Origin of the sequence: Sphingobium sp. CFD-1, assembly GCF_024611115.1 — a bacterium.
Classification (GTDB): Bacteria; Pseudomonadota; Alphaproteobacteria; order Sphingomonadales; family Sphingomonadaceae; genus Sphingobium; species Sphingobium baderi_A.
The window spans coordinates 934362-954160 of record NZ_CP084398.1 but is presented as its reverse complement, the minus strand read 5'-3'; the positions used below and the strand labels follow the sequence as shown (position 1 = coordinate 954160).

Annotated in this window: 25 protein-coding genes and 1 pseudogene; 3 read left to right on the top strand and 23 right to left on the bottom strand. The window is 67.1% G+C overall.

Features of this window, described 5'->3' with window-relative positions; all coding sequences use genetic code 11:
* From trbJ to trbB, 5 genes are read right to left on the bottom strand one after another with little or no spacing between them, the layout of a single operon-like run.
* Positions 1–720 (bottom strand): P-type conjugative transfer protein TrbJ, encoded by a 720-nt coding sequence (trbJ, locus tag LDB26_RS04925; protein ID WP_062064460.1) that lies wholly within the window; start codon positions 718–720, stop codon positions 1–3.
* Entirely contained in the window at positions 717–3188 is a 2472-nt protein-coding gene (gene trbE / locus LDB26_RS04920) for a conjugal transfer protein TrbE (protein ID WP_062064457.1), read from the bottom strand. The genes trbJ and trbE overlap by 4 nt, the downstream gene beginning before the upstream one ends.
* Positions 3185–3454 carry a VirB3 family type IV secretion system protein gene (locus tag LDB26_RS04915; protein ID WP_062064456.1) on the bottom strand — a complete coding sequence of 90 codons (270 nt, stop codon included), beginning with the start codon at positions 3452–3454 and terminating at the stop codon, positions 3185–3187. The genes trbE and LDB26_RS04915 overlap by 4 nt, the downstream gene beginning before the upstream one ends.
* Positions 3454–3786 carry a TrbC/VirB2 family protein gene (locus LDB26_RS04910; protein ID WP_062064454.1) on the bottom strand — a complete coding sequence of 111 codons (333 nt, stop codon included), beginning with the start codon at positions 3784–3786 and terminating at the stop codon, positions 3454–3456. The genes LDB26_RS04915 and LDB26_RS04910 overlap by 1 nt, the downstream gene beginning before the upstream one ends.
* On the bottom strand, positions 3783–4769 hold the full coding sequence (gene trbB, locus LDB26_RS04905; RefSeq protein WP_062064452.1) for a P-type conjugative transfer ATPase TrbB: 987 nt from the start codon (positions 4767–4769) through the stop codon (positions 3783–3785). The genes LDB26_RS04910 and trbB overlap by 4 nt, the downstream gene beginning before the upstream one ends.
* Positions 4770–5021: 252 nt before the next feature.
* Here trbB and LDB26_RS04900 point away from each other — a divergent pair, with 252 nt between their 5' ends.
* Positions 5022–5387: a type II toxin-antitoxin system HigA family antitoxin gene (locus tag LDB26_RS04900; RefSeq protein WP_062064450.1), complete on the top strand. Its 366-nt coding sequence runs from the start codon at positions 5022–5024 to the stop codon at positions 5385–5387.
* A 69-nt stretch (positions 5388–5456) separates the two neighbouring features.
* Here LDB26_RS04900 and LDB26_RS04895 read toward each other — a convergent pair whose 3' ends face one another.
* From LDB26_RS04895 to LDB26_RS04885, 3 genes are all read right to left on the bottom strand, one after another.
* Positions 5457–5714, bottom strand: coding sequence for a type II toxin-antitoxin system ParD family antitoxin (locus LDB26_RS04895; RefSeq protein ID WP_257541981.1), 258 nt, complete (start codon positions 5712–5714; stop codon positions 5457–5459).
* A gap of 113 nt (positions 5715–5827) precedes the next feature.
* Positions 5828–6250 (bottom strand): CopG family transcriptional regulator, encoded by a 423-nt coding sequence (locus LDB26_RS04890; RefSeq protein WP_062064448.1) that lies wholly within the window; start codon positions 6248–6250, stop codon positions 5828–5830.
* An 8-nt stretch (positions 6251–6258) separates the two neighbouring features.
* A complete protein-coding gene (locus tag LDB26_RS04885) occupies positions 6259–8244 on the bottom strand; it encodes a conjugal transfer protein TraG (protein WP_062064447.1) in 1986 nt (661 codons plus the stop codon).
* An 82-nt stretch (positions 8245–8326) separates the two neighbouring features.
* Here LDB26_RS04885 and LDB26_RS04880 point away from each other — a divergent pair, with 82 nt between their 5' ends.
* Together LDB26_RS04880 and LDB26_RS04875 are read left to right on the top strand one after the other, a co-directional pair.
* A complete protein-coding gene (locus LDB26_RS04880; RefSeq protein ID WP_062064445.1) occupies positions 8327–8635 on the top strand; it encodes a DUF1778 domain-containing protein in 309 nt (102 codons plus the stop codon).
* Positions 8636–8650: 15 nt separating this feature from the next.
* Positions 8651–9166 (top strand): GNAT family N-acetyltransferase, encoded by a 516-nt coding sequence (locus LDB26_RS04875; RefSeq protein ID WP_062064438.1) that lies wholly within the window; start codon positions 8651–8653, stop codon positions 9164–9166.
* 14 nt (positions 9167–9180) lie between these two features.
* Here LDB26_RS04875 and LDB26_RS04870 read toward each other — a convergent pair whose 3' ends face one another.
* The 15 genes and pseudogenes from LDB26_RS04870 to LDB26_RS04800 all read right to left on the bottom strand — a co-directional run bounded on the left by LDB26_RS04870 (position 9181) and on the right by LDB26_RS04800 (position 19751).
* Positions 9181–10956 carry a DUF3363 domain-containing protein gene (locus LDB26_RS04870; RefSeq protein WP_062064436.1) on the bottom strand — a complete coding sequence of 592 codons (1776 nt, stop codon included), beginning with the start codon at positions 10954–10956 and terminating at the stop codon, positions 9181–9183.
* Between the two features lie 238 nt (positions 10957–11194).
* Positions 11195–11776: a hypothetical protein gene (locus tag LDB26_RS04865; RefSeq protein WP_062064435.1), complete on the bottom strand. Its 582-nt coding sequence runs from the start codon at positions 11774–11776 to the stop codon at positions 11195–11197.
* Positions 11773–12480 carry a lytic transglycosylase domain-containing protein gene (locus LDB26_RS04860; protein WP_062064433.1) on the bottom strand — a complete coding sequence of 236 codons (708 nt, stop codon included), beginning with the start codon at positions 12478–12480 and terminating at the stop codon, positions 11773–11775. Before LDB26_RS04860 ends, LDB26_RS04865 begins: the two co-directional genes overlap by 4 nt.
* A gap of 4 nt (positions 12481–12484) precedes the next feature.
* Positions 12485–12829, bottom strand: coding sequence for a DUF736 domain-containing protein (locus tag LDB26_RS04855; protein WP_062064431.1), 345 nt, complete (start codon positions 12827–12829; stop codon positions 12485–12487).
* Positions 12830–12864: 35 nt separating this feature from the next.
* Positions 12865–13212, bottom strand: a complete 348-nt coding sequence (locus LDB26_RS04850; protein WP_062064429.1) for a DUF736 domain-containing protein — start codon at positions 13210–13212, stop codon at positions 12865–12867.
* Positions 13193–13771 carry a S26 family signal peptidase gene (locus tag LDB26_RS04845; protein ID WP_062064427.1) on the bottom strand — a complete coding sequence of 193 codons (579 nt, stop codon included), beginning with the start codon at positions 13769–13771 and terminating at the stop codon, positions 13193–13195. Before LDB26_RS04845 ends, LDB26_RS04850 begins: the two co-directional genes overlap by 20 nt.
* Positions 13768–14355 (bottom strand): DUF2840 domain-containing protein, encoded by a 588-nt coding sequence (locus LDB26_RS04840; protein ID WP_082635175.1) that lies wholly within the window; start codon positions 14353–14355, stop codon positions 13768–13770. Before LDB26_RS04840 ends, LDB26_RS04845 begins: the two co-directional genes overlap by 4 nt.
* 130 nt (positions 14356–14485) lie before the next feature.
* Complete coding sequence (locus LDB26_RS04835) at positions 14486–15268, bottom strand: hypothetical protein (RefSeq protein WP_257540754.1); 783 nt, start codon at positions 15266–15268, stop codon at positions 14486–14488.
* A gap of 136 nt (positions 15269–15404) precedes the next feature.
* Positions 15405–15848 (bottom strand): annotated as a pseudogene (locus tag LDB26_RS21595) (DNA cytosine methyltransferase); the annotation flags it as partial.
* Positions 15848–16996, bottom strand: a complete 1149-nt coding sequence (locus tag LDB26_RS04825) for a phosphoadenosine phosphosulfate reductase family protein (RefSeq protein ID WP_062064424.1) — start codon at positions 16994–16996, stop codon at positions 15848–15850. The gene LDB26_RS04825 and the pseudogene LDB26_RS21595, both read right to left, overlap by 1 nt.
* A gap of 304 nt (positions 16997–17300) precedes the next feature.
* Positions 17301–18185: a replication initiator protein A gene (locus tag LDB26_RS04820; protein ID WP_062064422.1), complete on the bottom strand. Its 885-nt coding sequence runs from the start codon at positions 18183–18185 to the stop codon at positions 17301–17303.
* On the bottom strand, positions 18182–18448 hold the full coding sequence (locus tag LDB26_RS04815; RefSeq protein WP_062064420.1) for an AlpA family transcriptional regulator: 267 nt from the start codon (positions 18446–18448) through the stop codon (positions 18182–18184). The genes LDB26_RS04820 and LDB26_RS04815 overlap by 4 nt, the downstream gene beginning before the upstream one ends.
* 130 nt (positions 18449–18578) lie before the next feature.
* Positions 18579–19094 carry a DUF2285 domain-containing protein gene (locus LDB26_RS04810; RefSeq protein WP_231746246.1) on the bottom strand — a complete coding sequence of 172 codons (516 nt, stop codon included), beginning with the start codon at positions 19092–19094 and terminating at the stop codon, positions 18579–18581.
* Positions 19095–19140: 46 nt separating this feature from the next.
* Positions 19141–19341 carry a transcriptional regulator domain-containing protein gene (locus tag LDB26_RS04805; protein WP_139181289.1) on the bottom strand — a complete coding sequence of 67 codons (201 nt, stop codon included), beginning with the start codon at positions 19339–19341 and terminating at the stop codon, positions 19141–19143.
* 143 nt (positions 19342–19484) lie between these two features.
* A complete protein-coding gene (locus LDB26_RS04800) occupies positions 19485–19751 on the bottom strand; it encodes a hypothetical protein (protein ID WP_062064418.1) in 267 nt (88 codons plus the stop codon).
* Between the last annotated feature and the right edge of the window lie 48 nt (positions 19752–19799).

Genomic DNA, 19799 nt, shown 5'->3' with positions numbered 1-19799 from the left:
TCAGTTCCGCCCGAAGAAGCGGCGGAAGCGTTCGCGCCCCTCCGCCTCGATCGCGGTCTGACGCGCGGCGTCGAGCGCCTGCGCCCGGCCCTGCGCGGCGACCGCGGCGGTGAGGTCGGCGAGCTGCTGCGATTGCAGGGCGAGAAGCTGGTTGCCCGCCTGCGCCGCCTGGAGCGCGCCGGTCGCCGACTGGCTGGCCGTGACCAGACTGTTCATCGTCGTGCGTGCGCCGTCGATATTGCCGACCACGCCGGCCTGCACTTTCAGCGCATCCTGAAACGCGCCGACGCTGTCCTCCCAGCGGGCATCGGCGTTGGCGATCATCTGCGCATTGGTGCCGGTGAGACCCGCGCCCCTATATCGTCCGTTGAACGTCTGCTGGATGTCCTGCACGTCCCAGGCGATACGCTGCGCCTCGCCGAGCAACTGCTGGGTCTGCCGGACCTGCTGCTGAAGCGTGTCCACCGTCGAGAGCGGCAGGTTGGCAAGGTTGCGCGCCTCGTTGATCAGGCTCGACGCTTGGCTCTGGATTTGCGTGATCTGGTTGTTGATCTGTTGCAGCGACCGCGCGGCGGTCAGCACGTTCTGCGCGTAGTTGGTGGGATCATAGACGACCCCGCCGAACTGCGCGTGCGCGGGTGTGGTCGCGGCGATGCCGATTACGGCCGACGTGGTGAGAACGCCGATCATAAGGGCGCGGCGGATGGGAGGCAGTTTCATGATGAAATCTCCATGTCGGACGTGAGAGGAAATTCGGGCTGGCGGCCGGATGCCGGTTCGGGCAGCAGTTCGACGGCCCAGGCGCAGCCGCGATGCCGCAGCCATTGCGCGGCGAACGCGGATGCCCCGTGGGTCTCGATGATGTCGGCAATGGCGAGTTGATCGGTCTTCGACGACGCGGCGGTGAAGGCGAGCGCGACCTCGCCCAGCCCCAGCTCGAACAGGCGGTTTCCCCGCCGCGACTGGCAATAATAATCCCGCTTGGGCGTCGCGTGCCCAAGGATTTCGATCTGGCGGGCGTTAAGCCCGAACCGCTCGTAGATCGCCGCGATCTGCGGCTCGGCCGCGCGCTCGTTGGGCAGGAAGATGCGCGTCGGGCAGGATTCGATGATGGCCGGCGCGATGGCCGAGGTTTCGATGTCGGCGAGACTCTGCGTGGCAAAGATGACGCTGGCGTTCTTCTTGCGCAGCGTCTTCAGCCATTCGCGCAGCTGCGCGGCGAAGGCGGGGCTGTCGAGCACCAGCCAGCCCTCGTCGATGATGATCAGCGTCGGCGAGCCGTCCAGCCGCCCTTCGATCCGGTGGAACAGGTAGGAGAGCACGGCGGCGGCCGCTCCCGCGCCGACCAGCCCCTCGGTCTCGAACGCCTGAACCGATGCGTCACCCAGCCGTTCGTCTTCGGCATCGAGCAGCCGGCCCCATGGCCCGCCGATGCAGTATGGGGCCAGCGCCTGCTTGAGCTGCTGGCTCTGGAGCAGCACGGCAAGGCCGGTCAGCGTGCGTTCGGATTGGGGCGCGGAGGCGAGCGACCCCAGCGCCGACCAGATATGCTCCTTGGCCTGCGGATCGACCGCAACGCCTTCGCTGGCGAGGATCGCTGCCAGCCATTCGGCCGCCCATGCCCGTTCGGCAGGATCGTCGATCCGCGCGAGCGGCTGCAACTGGACGCCGGTATCGGCATCGTCGGACAGACCGCCGCCCAAATCCTGCCAGTCGCCGCCCATGGCGAGCGCGGCGGCGCGGATCGAGCCGCCGAAGTCGAAGGCGAAGACCTGGGCATTCGCGTAGCGGCGGAACTGCATCGCCATCAACGCCAGCAGCACCGACTTGCCCGCGCCCGTGGGACCGACGATGAGAGTATGGCCGACATCGCCGACATGAAGGGAAAACCGGAACGGGGTCGAGCCTTCGGTCCTTGCGTAGAGCAAAGGGGGCTGTCCGAAATGCTCGTCCCGTTCCGGCCCCGCCCATACCGCTGACAGGGGGATCAGGTGGGCGAGATTGAAAGTGGAGATGGGAGGCTGGCGGACGTTGGCGTAAGTGTGACCGGGCAGGCTCCCCAGCCATGCCTCGATTGCGTTCATCCCCTCGGGGATCACGGTGAAGTCGCGGCCCTGGATGACCTTCTCGACCAGCCGCAGCTTCTCGGCGGCGATGGCGGGATTACGGTCCCATACCGTCACCGTCGCGGTGACGTAGGCCATGCCGGCATAATCGGCGCCCAGCTCCTGCAGGGCAGTGTCCGCGTCGGCGGCCTTGTTCGAGGCGTCGCTGTCGAGCAGTGTGCTCGCCTCGTTGGTCATCACCTCTTTCAGGATCGCCGCGACCGATTTGCGCTTGGCGAACCACTGGCGACGGATGCGGGTGAGCAGCCTGGTCGCGTCGGTCTTGTCGAGCATAATCGCGCGGGTCGACCAGCGATACTCGAAGGCGAGCCGGTTCAGCTCGTCGAGCAGGCCGGGGAACGTCACGCTCGGGAAGCCGACGATGGTGAGCGTGCGCAGATGATGCTCGCCGAGCTTCGGTTCGAGTCCGCCGGTCAGCGGCTCGTCGGCGAGCAGCGCATCGAGGTGCATCGGGGTCTCGGGCACGCGCACGCGCTGGCGGCGGGTCGAGATCGTGCTGTGCAGGTAGGTCAGCGTCTCTTGCGTCTGGAGCCAGCGAACTTCCGGGACGAAGCCATCGATCAGATTGAGCAGACGGTCGCTGCGATCCTTGAAGCCCGCGAGCGATTCCCATGGATCGACGCCCGCGCCGGAACGGCCTTCATAGAGCCAGGTTTCGGCGCGGGCGGCGTCCTCCGCTGGCGGCATCCACAGCAGCGTCAGATAATAGCCGCTCTCGAAATGCGCGCCTTCCTCGCGGAACTGTTCTCGGCGCTCCATATCGACCAGCGCCGAGACGGGATCGGGGAAATCGGAATCGGGATAGTCGAGCGCGGGGGTGCGCTGCGCCTCGACGAAGATCGCCCATCCCGAGCCCAGACGGCGCAGCGCATTGTTGAGCCGTGCGGTCGTCGCGACCAGCTCGGCGGGGGTGGCGCTGTCGAGATCGGGACCGCGAAACCGCGCCGTGCGCTGGAACGACCCGTCCTTGTTGAGCACAACGCCTTCGCCGACCAGCGCGGCCCAGGGCAGGAAGTCGGCCAGATGCGCCGCATGCCCACGGTATTCGCGCAGGCTCATCATGGCTGCATCCACGCCGGATATTTGAGATGGCGCCGGGCCACGTCCACAAATTGTGGATCGCGCCGCGCGGCCCATACCGACAGCGCGTGGCCGATGGCCCAGAGGACGAGGCCCGCGATCCAGAGGCGCAGGCCCAACCCGATCGCGCCCGCCAACGTTCCGTTGACGATGGCCAGCGAGCGTGGAGCGCCGCCGAACAATATCGGTTCGGTCAGCGCCCGGTGGACGGGAGCATAGAAACCCGCGATCGGTTCACCGGCTTCCATCAGACCAGCGCCCCGCCGCCGAACGAGAAGAAGCTGAGGAAGAAGGAACTGGCAGCGAACGCGATGCTGAGGCCGAAGACGATCTGGATCAGCCGGCGGAAGCCGCCGTTGGTGTCGCCGAAGGCGAGGGTGAGCCCCGTCACGATAATGATGATGACCGCAACGATCTTCGCCACCGGCCCCTCGATGCTTTCGAGGATGGATTGCAGCGGCGCTTCCCACGGCATCGATGATCCGCCCGCATGGGCGGGCGCCGAGATGGTGAGCGCGATGACGCTGGCGGTGGCGGCGAGCATGGCGCGGCGTGCGCCATGCCGGATGGCATGGATCATGGTTCATCTCCGGGTTGGGTGGTGGAAAGCGGCGTGAGGCGGTAGTCGCCGGTGGCAGCGTCGAGCCCTTCGACACGGGCCAGTTCGGCGAGGCGCCGGCCGTGTCCGTCGCGCACCAGCACGGCGATCAGGTCGATCGTCTCGGCGAGCAGCGCGCGGGGCACCGTGATCACGGCCTCCTGGATAAGCTGCTCCATGCGCCGCAGCGCCCCGAGCGCGGTCCCGGCGTGGATCGTGCCGATGCCGCCGGGGTGGCCGGTCCCCCAGGCTTTGAGCAGGTCGAGCGCCTCGGCGCCGCGCACCTCGCCGATCGGGATGCGATCGGGCCGCAGGCGCAGCGACGAGCGGACAAGATCGGACAGTGAGGCGACGCCATCCTTGGTCCGCATGGCGACGAGGTTGGGCGCGGCGCATTGCAGTTCGCGCGTATCTTCGATCAGCACGATGCGGTCGGCGGTCTTCGCCACCTCGGCGAGCAGCGCGTTGACCAGCGTGGTTTTCCCGCTGCCGGTTCCACCCGCCACGAGAATGTTGGCGCGGGCCGGAACAGCCTGCCGGAGCGTGTCCGCCTGGGCGGACGACATGATCCCGGCGGTCACATAGTCGTCCAATGTGAACACCGCGACGGCGGGCTTGCGGATCGCGAAGGCCGGCGCGGCCACCACGGGCGGCAGCAGCCCCTCGAACCGCTCGCCGCCCTCGGGCAGTTCGGCTGAGACGCGCGGAGACCGGGCATGAACCTCGACGCCGACATGGTGGGCGACCAGGCGCACGATGCGCTCCCCGTCCGCGGCGGCCAGCGTCATGCCGGTGTCGCTGATCCCTTCGCCGAGCCGGTCGACCCACAACCGGCCGTCCGGGTTCAGCATCACCTCGATCACCTGGCTGTCATCGAGCCAGGCCGCGATCGACGGTCCCAGCGCCGTGCGCAGCATTCGCGCGCCGCGTGTCTTCGCCTCGGAACGGATCGGGTGGACGGTCAAGACGAAGCCCCTGCATCGGGCCGGGCGAACCGCCGCCCGGCGTCAGGGGTCGATCAAGAGAGACAGGAAATCACGCGAAGCAACACTTAAGTCAGGGCGTAGTATAGGGGGCGGCAGATACGTACGCGTTGCGGGGCGGCGCTCTGCGTGCTGTGTATGTCAGGCTCCTTTCGGGATCGCGATCGACCGAGTCGCGGCCTGTGTGGCGCGCATCGACGGCGAAGCCGTCGATCAATTCTGAAGGACAGGCACATGGAAATCAGACCAATCAAGAACGATGACGACCATCGCGCGGCGGTCGATGAAATCCGGGCGTTCTGGAACGCGGAAGCGGGCAGCGCCGATGAGGACCGCCTCGATGTGCTGGCGACGCTGGTCGATGAATATGAGCGCAAGCGTTGGCCGGTAGACAAGCTCGACCCGGTGGAAGCGATCGAGGCGGCGATGGAAGCGGAAGGGCGCACCCGCGCCGATCTGGCGACCCTGATCGGCCAGTCCCGTGCGACGGAGGTTCTGGCTCGCAAGCGGGCGCTCTCGCTCCAGATGATCCGCAAGATCGAGCGGGCCTGGCATGTCCCTGCGTCGATTCTGGTCCGCGAATACCAACTATCGCGGTGAGGCCTGGCTGTCTGGTTGCGCGACAGCAGGCTTCTTCCCGGTGATTGGTCCCGACCGGATCGCGGGTCGTCAGACGCTCGGGAGCGCCAGGATGGGAGAAATTCTCCGCGATGCTGCCGCCTGCTCGCCCAATGCGCCGATGAAGTCGCCGAGTCCCTCCTCAGTGATATCCGCATAGCGGCCTGCCGCTATGTCATCCCAACCTGCTGCGACTGCCTTCTTCAAGGCTTCAAGCCTGGCCGCATCTTCCGCGGTGCGTTGTTCCACCAGCCGCAAGCCTTCCCGCAGCACCTCGCTGGCGTTCTGATAGCGGCCTGAGCGAACCAGCGTATCGACCGGCCTGATGGTCGGTCAGAACGACATTGCGGGTCGGCATTGCGCGAAGCTCCATAACGAGCAGGGCATCATAAAGCTTATTGGCAGAATATGCCAATCTGTTGTCATGGTTGATCTGGCGCCTTCGGCTCGACATCCTCCGGTATTTCGTCGAGCAGGCTCTTGCCGCTTGCATAGCGCCGGCCGAGCGTCTCGACAAAACCCTCATAGCGCTTGCGCCCCTTGACCTGGGCGGCCGTCTGATCCTCATCGGGCAGCGGGGGCGTGACCGCCAGCCAGAAACGCACGAACAGCGCCAGCGCCTCGGTGGTGAGGCCGGTGTTGCGTTCGAGCCGCTGGACCTGGCGCGAAAGCCGGTCGAGACGGCGCGCGAACGCGGCCTCCATCCGGTCGGCGCCGTCCGGCGACATCCAGGAGGCGACGGCCGCTTCCACGATCGCCGAGCGCGAGATGCGGCGGCGGATCGCTAGCTCGCTCACCTGTTTCGCCAGCTCGGGCGGAAAATAGACGTTGAGACGGACGCGCATGGAACCTCCTACAATTCGATGCCGTCGTGGGGATCGAGCGACGCCTGACGTGCGACGCCCTGCATCCGTCGCCGCGCCGCAGCCTGGCGCGCGACGTCCTCGGGTTCGTCCTCGACAATGGAAAATTCCTGCGCTGGCGGTGCGGGCGCTGTCTCCTTCACGATGGCGACATGATCGGGAAGCTCGGGCTCGCGGCGCAGACCGCTGTTGGCGGCATCCTCCTGGCGCCGGATGATCGCCGCGATCTCGGCGGGATCGGCCGTGGCGGCGAGCCCCGTCCAGTCGTCGGGACGGACCTCCCGCGGTGGTGATGCGGCCGGATCGGGCGGCGGCATGATCCGCGCGGCGAGACGGGGATCGGCATAATAGGCCGCCTTCTTCGCACGGATCGGCTGAATGCCCGACATCATGACGATTTCCTCGTCGGACGGAAGCTGCATGACCTCGCCCTGGGTCAGAAGCTGGCGCGCGGTCTCCGAACGCGAGACCATCAGATGGCCGAGCCAGGGCGAGAGCCTGTGTCCGGCATAATTCTTCATCGCCTTCATTTCGGTCCTGGTGCCGAGCGCCTTCGACACGCGCTCTCCCGTCTTCTCGTTGTTGGTCGCGAAACTCACCCGGACGTGGCAATTGTCGAGGACCGAATTGTCCTGCCCGTAGGCTTTCTCGATCTGGTTCAACGACTGCGCGATCAGAAAGGATTTCAGGCCATAGCCGGCCATGAACGCCAGCGCGGACTCGAAGAAATCGAGCCGGCCCAGCGCCGGGAACTCATCGAGCATCAGCAGCAGGCGATGACGCCTCGCGCCGCTGGCCAGTTCCTCGGTCAATCGCCGCCCGATCTGATTGAGCATGAGGCGAATGAGCGGCTTGGTCCGTGAGATGTCGCTGGGCGGAATGACGAGGTAGAGCGTCGCCGGCTGCTCGCCCGCGACCAGATCCATGACGCGCCAGTGGCAGGCGCGCGTGACCTGCGCGACGACGGGATCGCGGTAAAGCCCGAGAAACGACATGGCGGTGCTGAGCACGCCCGACCGCTCGTTGTCGCTCTTGTTGAGCAGTTCGCGCGCGGCCGAGGCCACCACCGGATGCACGCCCGCTTCGCCGAGATGCGGTGTCGCCATCATCGCGGCCAGCGTCTGCTCGATCGTGCGCGCCGGATCGGACAGGAAGGCGGCGACTCCGGCCAGCGTCTTGTCCGGTTCGGCGTAGAGCACATGGAGTATCGCGCCCACCAGCAGCGAGTGCGAGGTCTTTTCCCAGTGGTTGCGTTTCTCCAACGAGCCTTCCGGGTCCACCAGCACATCGGCCACATTCTGCACGTCGCGCACTTCCCACTGGCCGCGCCGCACCTCCAGCAGCGGATTGTAAGCGTCCGACGCCGCGTTAGTCGGATCGAACAGCAGGACGCGGCCATGTTGCGCGCGAAAGCCCGCGGTCAGCGTCCAGTTCTCGCCCTTGATGTCGTGGACGATCGCCGAGGCGGACCAGGTCAGGAGCGAGGGCACCACCAGGCCGACGCCCTTGCCCGAACGGGTCGGCGCATAGCACAGAACATGCTCGGGACCGTCGTGGCGCAGATAGGCGCGGCCGAGCTTGCCGAGCACCACGCCATCATTGCCGAGCAGCCCGGCCGCACGCACCTCGTCCTCACTCGCCCAGCGCGCGGAGCCGTAGGTCTCGGCGTTCTTCGCCTCTCGCGCCCGCCAGACCGACATCGCGATGGCGACCGCGATTGACACGAACCCGCCCGACGCGGCGATCCAGGCGCCGGTCTGGAAAATGTCGGGCGCATAGGCGTCGAAGCTGAACCACCACCAGAAAAAGGCGTAAGGCGGATAGACCGGCCAGCCCAGCGCCATGAGCCAGGGTTCGCCAAGTTCGGGCTGATACGCCAGCGCCGCCGCCGTCCATTGTGTTGCGCTCCAGATCGCGGTCAGCACGATCAGGAAGACGGTGGTGATCTGGCCCCAGAGAATTTTCGTTGCGGACATGGGACGTCTCCTGCGAAAGTGATTGTATTGACATTGTCGTTGCAAAACCCCAGATACGCCCGGCAACCGGAGGATCGCGACAATGGCGCAGACGACACCTGCACATCCGAACGGGCGGGCTTCCGCCCGCAAGGACGATGTCATCCAGATCAGGGCGTCGGCGGGTATGAAGGCCATTCTCACCCGTGCCGCCGCGCTGCGCGGTCAGAAGCTGTCCGAGTTCATGCTCGACAGCGCGCGGCGCGAAGCGGAGGACGCCATTCTCGATCAGCGCACCTTCTTCCTCGACGCGGAGCAGCATGAGCAATTCCTCGCCATGCTCGATGCCCCGCCCGCGCCGTCCGACGCTCTGCAGACCCTCATGCGGCGCAAGCCGATCTGGGAACGCTGACGGGCTTTCGGTTCCGTGGCGGACATCCGCATCACGCCACCCGCGCGTCTGACCGCCGATCACGATGTCGCGGGCTTCGCCAATGGCGTGCATGCCTCGCTCGATGACTGGCTGCGGGACCGCGCGCTGGCGAGCGAGGGGAGTTCGGCGCGCACCTATGTCGTCTGCAATGCCGCCGAGCCGCGCCGGGTGGTCGGCTACTATACGATCACGACCGCGATGGAGCAGCGGGCTGCTCTGCCGTCCGCGAAGCTGCGGCGCGGCATGCCCGACCGGGTGCCGCTGCTCCTGATCGGCCGGCTCGCCGTTGATGCCGGGTTCCAGGGCATCGGCCTTGGCGCCGATCTTCTGGCCGATGCGCTCCGGCGCTGCGCCGCGGCAGCCGAGATTGCCGGTGCGCGCGCGGTGATCGTTCATGCGATCGACGAAAAGGCGGCGGCGTTTTATGCGCGGCACGGGTTTATCCCTACCTCGCTCGGCGAACTGGTCATGCTGCTGCCGATCGAGGCAATCCGCTCGCGGCCGAACTGAGACGCGCCGACACATCACAATCCCAGCCCCCGCTTGCGGCCCAATGACCAGCCGATCCCGCCGCCGTCGCGCATGATGCCGGAGACCTGGCGGCCAAGCTGGCGCTCAAGGTCGTTCGACCAGGGGACGAGCCGGAAGCTCAGGCCCCCATCTCCGCTCAGGCTCTCGATCATGGCGAAGCGGCCGGAGGAGAGCGCGAGGCGCTGGCGGCAGGTGCCGGCGATCCTGTCGCCGGGACTGGTGGGCCGGTAGGCGAGCCCCGTCCGGCCCGCGATCTCGGCGCCGGTCGCGTCCAGTTCACGGCGGCGCAGCGTATCGAGAAGTCCCCGCTGGAAGACGACGCGCTCGCCATAGCGCCGCGCCAGTCCCTCGCGCACGAGACGATCGGTGCGCTCGTCCATCGCCCGGCGCACGTCCGCGCCGAAGCCTCCCTCGGCAACGCCGGTCCCGCGCTCGATCAGCCGATGGTCGAGCCAGGTGGCGCCCGGCGCCTTCACCTGTGCGGCGAGATCGAGATCGGAGCGGGTGGCAAGGAACAGGGTCGGTTTCTGTTCGCCGGCCCGGCCGATGACGCGCAGTTCGACGATGCCGCCTATGGCGGGACCGCGCTCCAGGGCCTCGATGCCTGGAAGCCGGACATGGTGGGTGCGTCCGTCCGTGCCGTCGATCACCGCATAGGCCGAGCCGCGCAGTTCGTCGTGCAGCCCCTTGTCGATCAGCCGCCCGACGATGGGCTTTTCGGGCGGCGCGCTCACGATCGCATAGCTGTCGAGCGCCCGGTCCTGGCCGTGATCCTTCAACGCCTGGCCGATGGTGCGGATGATGTCGCCGCGTGCGCCCAGATCGCGCAGCTTCGCTTGCGCGCCTTCGGCCATGATCCATTGGCCGGGTTCGGTTTCGGCGGCGAGCCCCATCGTTTCGAGATGCTGTAGCCGTCCGATCATGAGGCGACGCACGCGCGGATCGTCGGGTCCGGGCTGCTGGGGCCGCAAGTCGATGACGCCAAGCTCATCGGCCGTGCGGCTGATCTCGGCATCCAGCCTCGTCCAGCGTTCGGCCGTCACTTCCCGGTCGAGCGCCTGGCTGATTTCATGTTCGGGCTTCGGGCCGAGTTCGGCCCAGGCCAGTTCCTCGGCGCGCGAACGCAGACCGTGGCTGATATAATCGCGGCTCATGACGAGATCGGCGCCCTGGTCATCGACACCGCGCACCAGAAGATGGACATGCGGGTTGTCGGTGTTCCAGTGATCGACCGCGATCCATTCGAGACGGGTGCCGAGGTCCGCTTCCATCTGGCGGACGAGATCGCGGGTGTATTCGCGAAGGTCCGAAAGGTCCGCCGCATCCTCGGGCGAGACGATGATACGAAAATGATGCCGGTCATCCTTGGCAAGCGCGGTAAAGGCGCGGTCATCGGCGCCGTCGCCATTCGCATCGAACATCCGCGCGGGCGAGCCATCGCGGGTGACGCCCTCGCGTTTGAGATAGGCGATGTGCGCGGACAGCGGTGCCCTGGGCCGTCCGCCTCGGCCGATACGGGTGACGGGCACCATCTTGACCAGCACGCGCCGGCCCGATCCGAACAGGCGGCTGCGGGCGAAGGCCGTGCGGCCCCGGCCGAAGTTCGATTGCCCGCGCGGGCGCGATCCGCCCCAGCCGCGCGACCTGCCTCCACCGCTACGCGCGGCCACACGAAGCACCTGGGCGACAAACCCGCGCGCCTTGCCGCCCGGACGGCCTCTGTCCCTGACCTTGCCGGGCCGGATGCGGAAATCGCCATCCTCGCTCATGGCTGGCGCGCTTTCCGCCGAAAACGGCCCTTGGTGCCGTTCGGCGCGTTGATATTGCTGCCTTTTTCCTTCCGCGCGGCACGCGCGCCGACCGACGCCCCCGCGTGAAGCCACGGAAAAGCCTCGGCTTTTCGGCGAAACGGGGTGCGGCTTATATCTTGCCGTCCCTTCCTTCGGCTTTTTCCTGCCCTTCCAGGCACTTCCACCTTCCAACCGGGCAATCTGAAAACGGGGGCGGTCATGGTGCGCCGGCCTGCCGCCGGCTTGCGGACGGCGCGCTGCCGAGCCGCGGCGATGCTGCAACGGGATCGCCCGGCAGCGCGAATTTGAGGCGCCAGGTGCGCCACGCTTCGGCGACGGCTCCGGTGCCGGGAAACAGGTCGTCGAGCGTGTCGTCGGGACGCGCGGCGACCGTCTCGAAGCACCAATGGCAGACTGCTTCGGGCTTGGCCCCGGTAAGACCGCGGCGCAGCGTGATCGGGCATTCGATCCAGTCGCGCAGGACCAGCCGCTTGCTGACCACCGGCTTGCGCGCGGCCTTCACGATGACGGGTTCCCACGCATAAGCGACCGGCACGTTGCGCTTGAACGCGGCAAAGCCCTTGACCCACGCCATCCACCGCGCGCCGGTTTCACGGACCGGCGGCGCGAGGACGGCGATCGATTCCGGCGTCGCGGCGGCGTGCAATATCCAGCCGTCATAGTCGCGCTGGAGTCGCTCGATCAGCGCGGCGTGATCGACCTCCCCCGCATAGTCGGGATGGTCGCGATAGAGATGCGCGCAGCCAATATAGGGCGGATCGGCATAGGCGATCTTCACGGCTGCCTCCGCCCCGACAGCGCAACGAACAGGCTGTTCGCGGGCGGATCGGCTGAAACGGGACGGTCGTCCTGGTGTCCATCCAGGGCGGCATCCGGCGCAGGCGGATTGTCGTCGGCCCGCGCGGCGAACAATGCGGCCCGGCGCCATGCATGGGGATCGGATGGCGCGGCAGCGGCAAGCTGGATATCGCCCGCGCTGCCGGCGACCGACGCCAGCTTCGCGAGATAAGCGCGCGTCTCTCGCGGAAGCGGGCGGCCACGCGACAGATATTCGTCGTAGCGCCCCGGTCCCGCATTATAGGCGGCCAGCATGGCGGTCGGGTTGCCGTAGCGGTCGTGCATCGCGCGCAGATAAGCGGTGCCCGCCATGATGTTGTCGCGCACGTTATAGGGATCGCGTCCCAGCCCATGACGGACGCGCAGGGTCGCCCAGGTGCCGGGCATGATCTGCATCAGGCCGATCGCGCCCGCCGCCGACACCGCGCGGGAATCGCCGTTGCTTTCGATGCGCATGACGGCCCATATCCATGCCTCGGGAATGCCGAAGCGGCGCGCGGCATCTGCGACATGGAGGGCATAGGGGTGGCTCACCGTCCCCCGTTCCGCCGGCAAGGTTTGCGCGGCGGCGATGACGGGAAGCTGCGCGGCGGCGAACACCGCGATCAGCGCCAGGGTGAACGGATGACGGAGAGGCCGGCGCATCCGTTCAACCTCCGCTGGCCGGTTCGGGCGGGCGGTTCCAGACCAGATAATGAACGTCGCCATGTCCGGCGGTGAGCAGCATGGCGTCGATCGGTCGCGGAAAGAGCGGGCCGTCGATGCGCACCGCAATGTGGAATCCGCCCGGTCCACCGGGGCGATGCCGCGCCTCGCCGATCGGGAATCCCTCGGCATTCTCGCCGAGATAGACACGCATGTCGGGACATTTGCCCTCGTTCTCGCGGGGATCGACCTCGGCGAGATAGATCGGCGCGTCGAGACCGAGCGTCTGGATGCGGCCCTTCCAGGAGCCGTTGTCGCGGCGGAACGTGCCGATGGTGATCTGGTTCATGAGTCTACCTTTCGTTTGCGGGGGAAGAGAGAGCGTCAGCGCCGCGGCTGATCGGCGCGATCATCGCGCGACCGCAGGCGCGTCCACGACAGCCGGAACGTCCGGCCCTTGTCGTCGGCGCGGAACAGCACCGGACGGAACGGCGAGAGAAAAATCGGGCTGTCGATCTCGAGGGCGATGTAGTCGCCCGCGCGTTCGCCGACCCGTTTCCACGCAGCGCCGACCTCGGGACCACCCTCGTCATCGAGATGGATGCGGTAATCGGGCGCATTCTCGATGTCGGTCGAATCGAGCACGACAAGCACGATCGTCTCGTCGATTCCGAACAGCCGGATGCGCCCGGCATAGCCGTCGCCGGAGGGTTCAAAGATATTGGTCGGCATGGCCGATCTCCTTTTCGCTGGGGGGTGAAGTTGTCGGGGACGGCGCGCGCAGGTGCACCGGCGTTGCCGTTCCGATGACGGTCGATGTCGGGAGCGGCCCAAAATAGCGGCCGTCCAGACTGTCGGGGACGGTGGGATTGAGCAGGAACATCTCGTCGGGTCCGAGTGTCCGGCAGCCCCGCCAGACAGGCAGCGGGCGGCCCTGACCATCGCGTTGCCGCGCCACGGCGACCGACTGCCCATCGACGCTCACGACGACATCGATCCGGCAAATCCGCTGCCCGGCTTTCGCCGCGACATGCTTCAGGAGCGGCACGCCCTCGGGCAGATAGCCGCGCCCCGCCAACCAGCGGGCGAGGTGTTCGGGCGGCGTGACGGCGACCAATGCCCCAGTGGGCGGATCGCGGTCGGGATGGATGCGATAGAGGCCGATGGGCGCGCTGGCGCTGGCGTTCCAGATGATGCGCGGGCGCGGATCGGCGACCGCGATGGCAACAAACGAGGCCGCGAAGGCGGATGCCGTGATAGCCGTCGTCATGACATAGCGGCGGCGCTTCATCCCTCGACCTCCCGGCGCTTGAGCCAGGCGCGATGGCGCTCCATCGTATAGGGACGCGGTGGGAGGCCGGCGGCGATGCGGTTGTGGACATGGCGCCAATGATCGGGCGCAGCGTCGCAGGGATCGACGCCCGCCGTCTCCACCGCGTCGATCGCGGCGAGCACCTGCTGGACCTTCGGCCAGCCCTCGATATGCAGGAGAATTTCGCCGCCCGGCCGCACGAAGGGCAACGTGGTGTATGGCTCGCCCGTGGCCACCGCGCGCATGATGTCGATGCGCGAACTGATCGTGCCGTAATCGTTCGCGGACCAGCGGACGAAGGCGAAGATCGCGCCCGGCCGGAAGCTCACGACGCGGGTCTTGCGCGTCAGGATGCGATCCTGGGCGATGCGGCCGAAGCGCATCCAGTGCTCCAGCTTTTTCTCGATCCAGGTGAGTTCCACCTCGGTCAGCCGTGAGCTGGATGCGATCGCGGATGGTATGGCCGGGTTATGGTGGGGCGTTTCCCGCTCCGCCGGCTGCCGGCGCAGCCCGGCCTCGAACGCGCTGAAGTCTATGCGCTCCGGGCGCGCGGGATCGCTCATCGTTCGTCTCCGGGCATGGGGATGGATGTGCGCCCGAGCGCGAGGTCGAGCGCGGCTTCGGTGCGCAGGATCGCGCGGCCGATGGCTTCGGGGATTTGCGGGAGCACGGCGTCGCCGAAGGCTTCGACGATCAGACTGGCCGCAGAAGTCCCTTTGCGAGAGCCGAGCGCAATGCGCGTGCCAGCCACCCAGGCGGATATCCCATCATCCACCCATAGGTGACGGGCAAGGCCGCCGTTCCAGTCAGCCCATGGCTCCTGAGCATCGCCGCCAGTGCGCGGGCGCCCGCCCATTTGTCCGGCGCGCGATCCGTCATCGCGCCGTCCATCACCGCATCCATCGTCGGGGATTTCCTGCGGTCGTAGGCTGGACTCCAGCCGTCCATCCGGCTGTCCCGTTTCGTCGGGGTGGGGAGGATTTCCGCCGCATGGCGCAGCAGGTTCGGCGTGTCGATCTGCGCTTTCGCGCCGTTCGCCCGTTTGCCGGTCTCGATTTCCTGTGCGCTCAACCGGCGCCCGCCGTTCGGTTTCACTGGCGTCGGCATCATGCCGTAAGGTGGCTCCAGGCTGTCGAAATGCAGCACCTCGCCGATCGTCGGCGTCCGGTCGAAATCGTCCTGGTCCGAAGTCATCCGGCCCTTGTGCTTGCGCAGGACACTGCCGCGCGGAGCCGGGTTCGCGGTCGGTGTTCCCATCATCCCGGCATGACGGCTGGCATGGCCCTGCAACTGGCTCAATATGTCGCCGCGTCCGCCCCGATCCGCATCCGACTTGCGCGGCGTCGCCAGGATCATCCGCAGCGGATATGTCGATCCCGCCCCGCCGCCCGCGCCGTCCGTCATCCCGTCCGTCGCCATCGGGGTCGGCAGCATCCGGTCCTGCGCCGCGGGATGCATCATCGTCGGCAGGTTCATGCCGGTTGTCTTCTCGCCGCGCACCTTGCACATTTCCGGCCCATGCGCCGCATCGCTGGATCGCGGCGTGGGCAAGCTGTCCTGGATCGTAGCCGATAAGCCAGGAGCGCTTGCGGACATGGTTGGCACCGACATTGTCAGCACCCACCACGCACGGTTCGCAGGCGTAGCCGAGCGCTTCCAGCGCATCGAGCAGCCGGTCAGCGCCGCGAGTTCTGAGGTTAGCGCTGTTCTCAAAAGCGAACCAGCGAGGGCGGCAATCTCCGACCAGGCGGACGGCTTCGAGATAGAGACCCGACCGTTCGCCCTCGATTCCCTTGCCTTTGGTGTTGGCGCTGGAGATGTCCTGGCACGGCGGGCTGCCGACGATGATGTCGGGGAGGAATCCGAGATCGGAAACAAGGCGAGCTGCCGTGAGTCCGCGGACGTCTTCGTAGAGCCGGACATGAGGATTGTTCTCCGCGTAGAGGATGCGGCGCCACTCGACGATCTCGCAGGCCGCGACGGTGACGAAGCCCGCGCGATGCAGGCCGAGCGACCATCCGCCCGCCGCCGCGCTGAACAGGTCGAGCGCGCGCATCATTCGCACAGCCCGTATTCGCTGTCGCAGCGCAGGCCGTGCTCGTCGGCCTCGCGTTGCTCCTGGTCGATGAACAGGTCGTAGTTGCGGCCGCCCCGGCTGGTGCGCGACCATGCAATCGCCCGGTCGATGGTGGCGCGGCCGTGGTCGGCGGGATCGCCGGGGACGGTCGGCGCGGGCAGCAGCGAGGCCGGGGTGCCGGCTACGGCGCTACGGCGGGAGACGAGGCTGACCAGCCGTTCCCATTCCCGCACGCGATCGACTTCGGCGGGAAAGCGCATGGCCCATGCGCGCAGTTCGCGCTTCCTGACCATGATGCAGGTCGAGCAGCCGACCCGGCTCATGCCCATCGTGTAGAGCGGATTGTGGCGCAGGCCGTGCCGTTCCGAAATCGCGAAGGCATCGGCTGCCGACCAGCGGAAGATCGGCCGGTAGAGCACTTGTCGGGCGCCGGAGGGATAGCGCTTCGACTGGATCGGCGGCTTCTTCGCCCGCGCCGGGCTTTCGTCAGCCCGCTCGCCGATCCAGTCGATGACCGGCACGCCCGCGTCGAGCAGCGGGCGCTTGCGGTGCATCATCGGGATCAGCTTCGTCTCGTCGGTGCAGTAGCGGGTTTTGGTGCCGGGAAACCGGCCGTGCAGCATCGCCATGTCGAGGAACGGGATGCCGGTGGGATGCAGCAGCGCGATCGCGCGGTCGATCAGAGGGTCGGGGACAGGCGGCGAGACCAGGACGGGGCAATCGCACCCGGCGAGCCATTCCGCTCTGGTGAGCAAACCCGCCCGCCATGCGGCGCGGCGCTGGTTGCACGCGCCCTTGTGGCGGGTTCGCCGCTTCTCCTTCGACCATTCCTCGCGCAGCATCCCGCGCTTGCGGGCAGAGGCCGCCTCGTCGGTGAGGCCGGGCACATCGTTCGCCGAGCATATCTCGATCGACAAACCAACGCGCTGCCGGAGCCAGTCGTCGAGATAGGCAATATGATCGAGCGTGATCGGGTTCTCGTGCCCGTTGTCGGCACAGAGGAAGCGCGGGGCGCGGTTGCCGAACGCTGCCAGCCCCTTGCGCTCGATCCGCTCGACCATCAGGCACAGGACGGCCTGGCTGTCCTTGCCGCCCGAGATGCTGCCGAAGTGCTGGACGGCGATCATGGCCGCCCACCGGCAACAGTTGCTCCTACACCCGCGCGGCATTGATAAACGTCACGAAATGGCGTAGTGGTGTAGCGTAGTAGATATGGCGGGTTTTCTGCTGGATATTTGCTCGGACTTGGCGAATTATCCACAACGCGCCGCCGCGTTAGAAAGAATACGAAGTATTCTTTATTGTTAGCATAGTTATAGGGAAGCCGATTCCGCCTTTCGTTCCAATGGGTTACGAGGCGATGCGGTTTTTTATAGGCCGAGTCAGCGGTTTTTAATCGGCCGAGTCCGGCGGTTTTCAATAGGCCGAGTCTCATGGCCTGTTATCCACAAGCGCGGCGCCCAGCCGGCGCATGGCGGCATCGAGCGGATCGACGGGGATCGGCACGAAGGTCAGCCGTTCGCGGCCGAGGGCGCGGTCGATGGTCAGCGCATATCCCGGCAGGGGCTGGCGCCGGACGATGGCGCGCAGCTCGAACGCGAATTGCTTCAATGGCGAGAGCGCGCCGGATTTGAGGTGAAGGTGCTGGACGTCGAAGCTCCAGCCACCTTCCTGCTGGCCGCCATGCTTGCGCACGATCCGGTAGAGCCAGCGTTCCAGCCCTCCGGTCAGATTGAAATAGGCCCGGTCGATGGTGAGCACGAACGTGCGATCGACCACGCCGGCATAGAACCAGTCGGGCAGGATCAGCTCCAGCCCAAGCGGACGCCCGTCGCCGTCCAGCCGCTCCTGCCATTCGTTGATCCACGAGAAGCGATGGCGGCGGCGCTGGTGCTGCTGGCGGATCGAGGTGGCGACCGTCGTCGATTGCAGCCGGTCGAGCGCAGCCTTCAGCCGGTCGTAGTGATCCTTGCCGGTGCCGCGCCCGGTAAAGGTGAGGATTTCGTGGGGGGTGGCGGCCATCAGCCGCGAGGTCGGCTTGCCCGCGTCGCGCGCGGCGACGATCTGGCTCGCCGCCCATATCAGGACATCGGCATCCCAGATGGTCGCCATGCCATGTTCGGGCACGGCCTCGACCGAGATCCATGTGGCGCCCATGCGAAAGTCGATCGGGGTCACACGCCTGCGCTTGGCGAGACTGAAAAACGGCCAGGCCATGAGGTCCTGGGAATCGCGGGGCGCAAGATCGCCGCCGAGCGACGGGAACAGCGTAAGCTGCGCGCGCTCGCTCGAAAGAGAGGCACGGCGGGGCTTCATCGCCGGCTCTGCGCGATGGCCGCATCCCGCCGCGGCATGAGATCGTCCTGACCGGGATCGGACGTGGAATATTTGGTGCCGAGGTCGGCCCAGGCGCGCAGGTCGTCCACGCAATAGACCACCCGTCCGCCGATCCGGCGATAGGCCGGGCCGCTCCCGAAATAGCGGTGCTTCTCAAGGGTGCGGCCGGAGAGGCCGAGGAAGCGCGCCGCCTCGGGGGTCCGCAGGAAGCGCGGGGGAAGGTTGACGGGTGTTCTGGACAAGGGGCGTCTCCTGCGGCGCGGGGTGGCAGGAGGCGATCATGGCGAAGTGCTGACGGCGGGGTGGGGAACGAAGATTCGCAACCTCGCCGATGTGACCACCCCCCCGGGCGCGGACATGCGCCCGGCGCGATCAGCGGATGCGCAACAGCTTGCGGTAGCCGCCTTTCATCATGGCGGTGGCGTCGCGCACGAGGCGGTAGACGAAGGACCGGGAATCCGAGTTCTTGAAGTCGGATGCCGAAAGGTGCGCGGCTTCCTCCCTGTCGAGCGCGATCGCGATTTCGCGGTAGGTTGCCCCGGCGAGCCGCAGATCGAGCGCGCGCAGCATCAGTTCGAGCCGGGATACCCGGATTGCAGTGAGCGGCCAGCCGCGCGGCAACGGGCCAGTCCGCCTGCCCGCAATGAGCCGGTGGAAACGCAGCAGGCTGGCGATGCGGGTGACGAAATCCTTGTCGAGCGGGACGATCGCGGCGAGCGGCCGGCCGGGCGTCGGATCACGCAGCCACAGCCGATGTTCGCCGGCCGCATCCGCGACGACGACATGACGGCCATCGATCCCGGCCCGGTCGGCGAGCAGCGCGCCGAGCGTCAGCGGATCGACCGCCTTTGCGCCGTCATATCCTTCCGGCGCGGCATCGAGGATCACGGTGACGGCGGTCAGTTCGGGCCGCCAGAAGACCGTGCCCGACAGGTCATCCGCCCTGTAGGCGAAAGGATAACCCCCATTTACGGGCTAGCGCGGATCGCGCGCCCGTCGTGGGATTCTGCCCGAGGCTCTCGTGGGCGGCGCGATACTGGCGATTGCGTTGCAGGAACGCGGCGGCGAACTCCGACCGGCCGGGCGTGTCTGGTTTCGGCCCGGAGCGTCGGGCCTGTGACGGCGGTTTTGTCATGGGCATCCTCCCGGTCGCGTCCGGCGCGACTTCTGGAACCTTGAGGATGCAAGGCCGGAGTTTTTGCCGACAGCGCGAAGAACGCGCCGATGCATGCCGGAGCCGCACGGTGAAATAAGTCGATTTTGCTCAGCGCGTTAACGTTATCTGGTGGCGCGCGGGCCGAGCAGATATGCATAGCCGACTTCGGTCATCCACCGCGCGCGGGCGAGATGGCTGGCGTGCATCGCCTTCGCCCGATCCGGTTCGGCGGCGGGGACGATACCGAAGATTTGCGCTGCCGCCTCGGACCAGGGGACACCTTCATCGTCGGCGTCTAGCAGCCGGATATAGTCGGCAAGGTGGTTCTCGTCATAGGCAGTAAGCTGCGGCGCATCAGGCGCGCGATCCGCGAATTGGCTGCTACTCATGGCGCCCCCCATCATGTTGCCCGTTAACTGTTTTACCGCGAATTACGG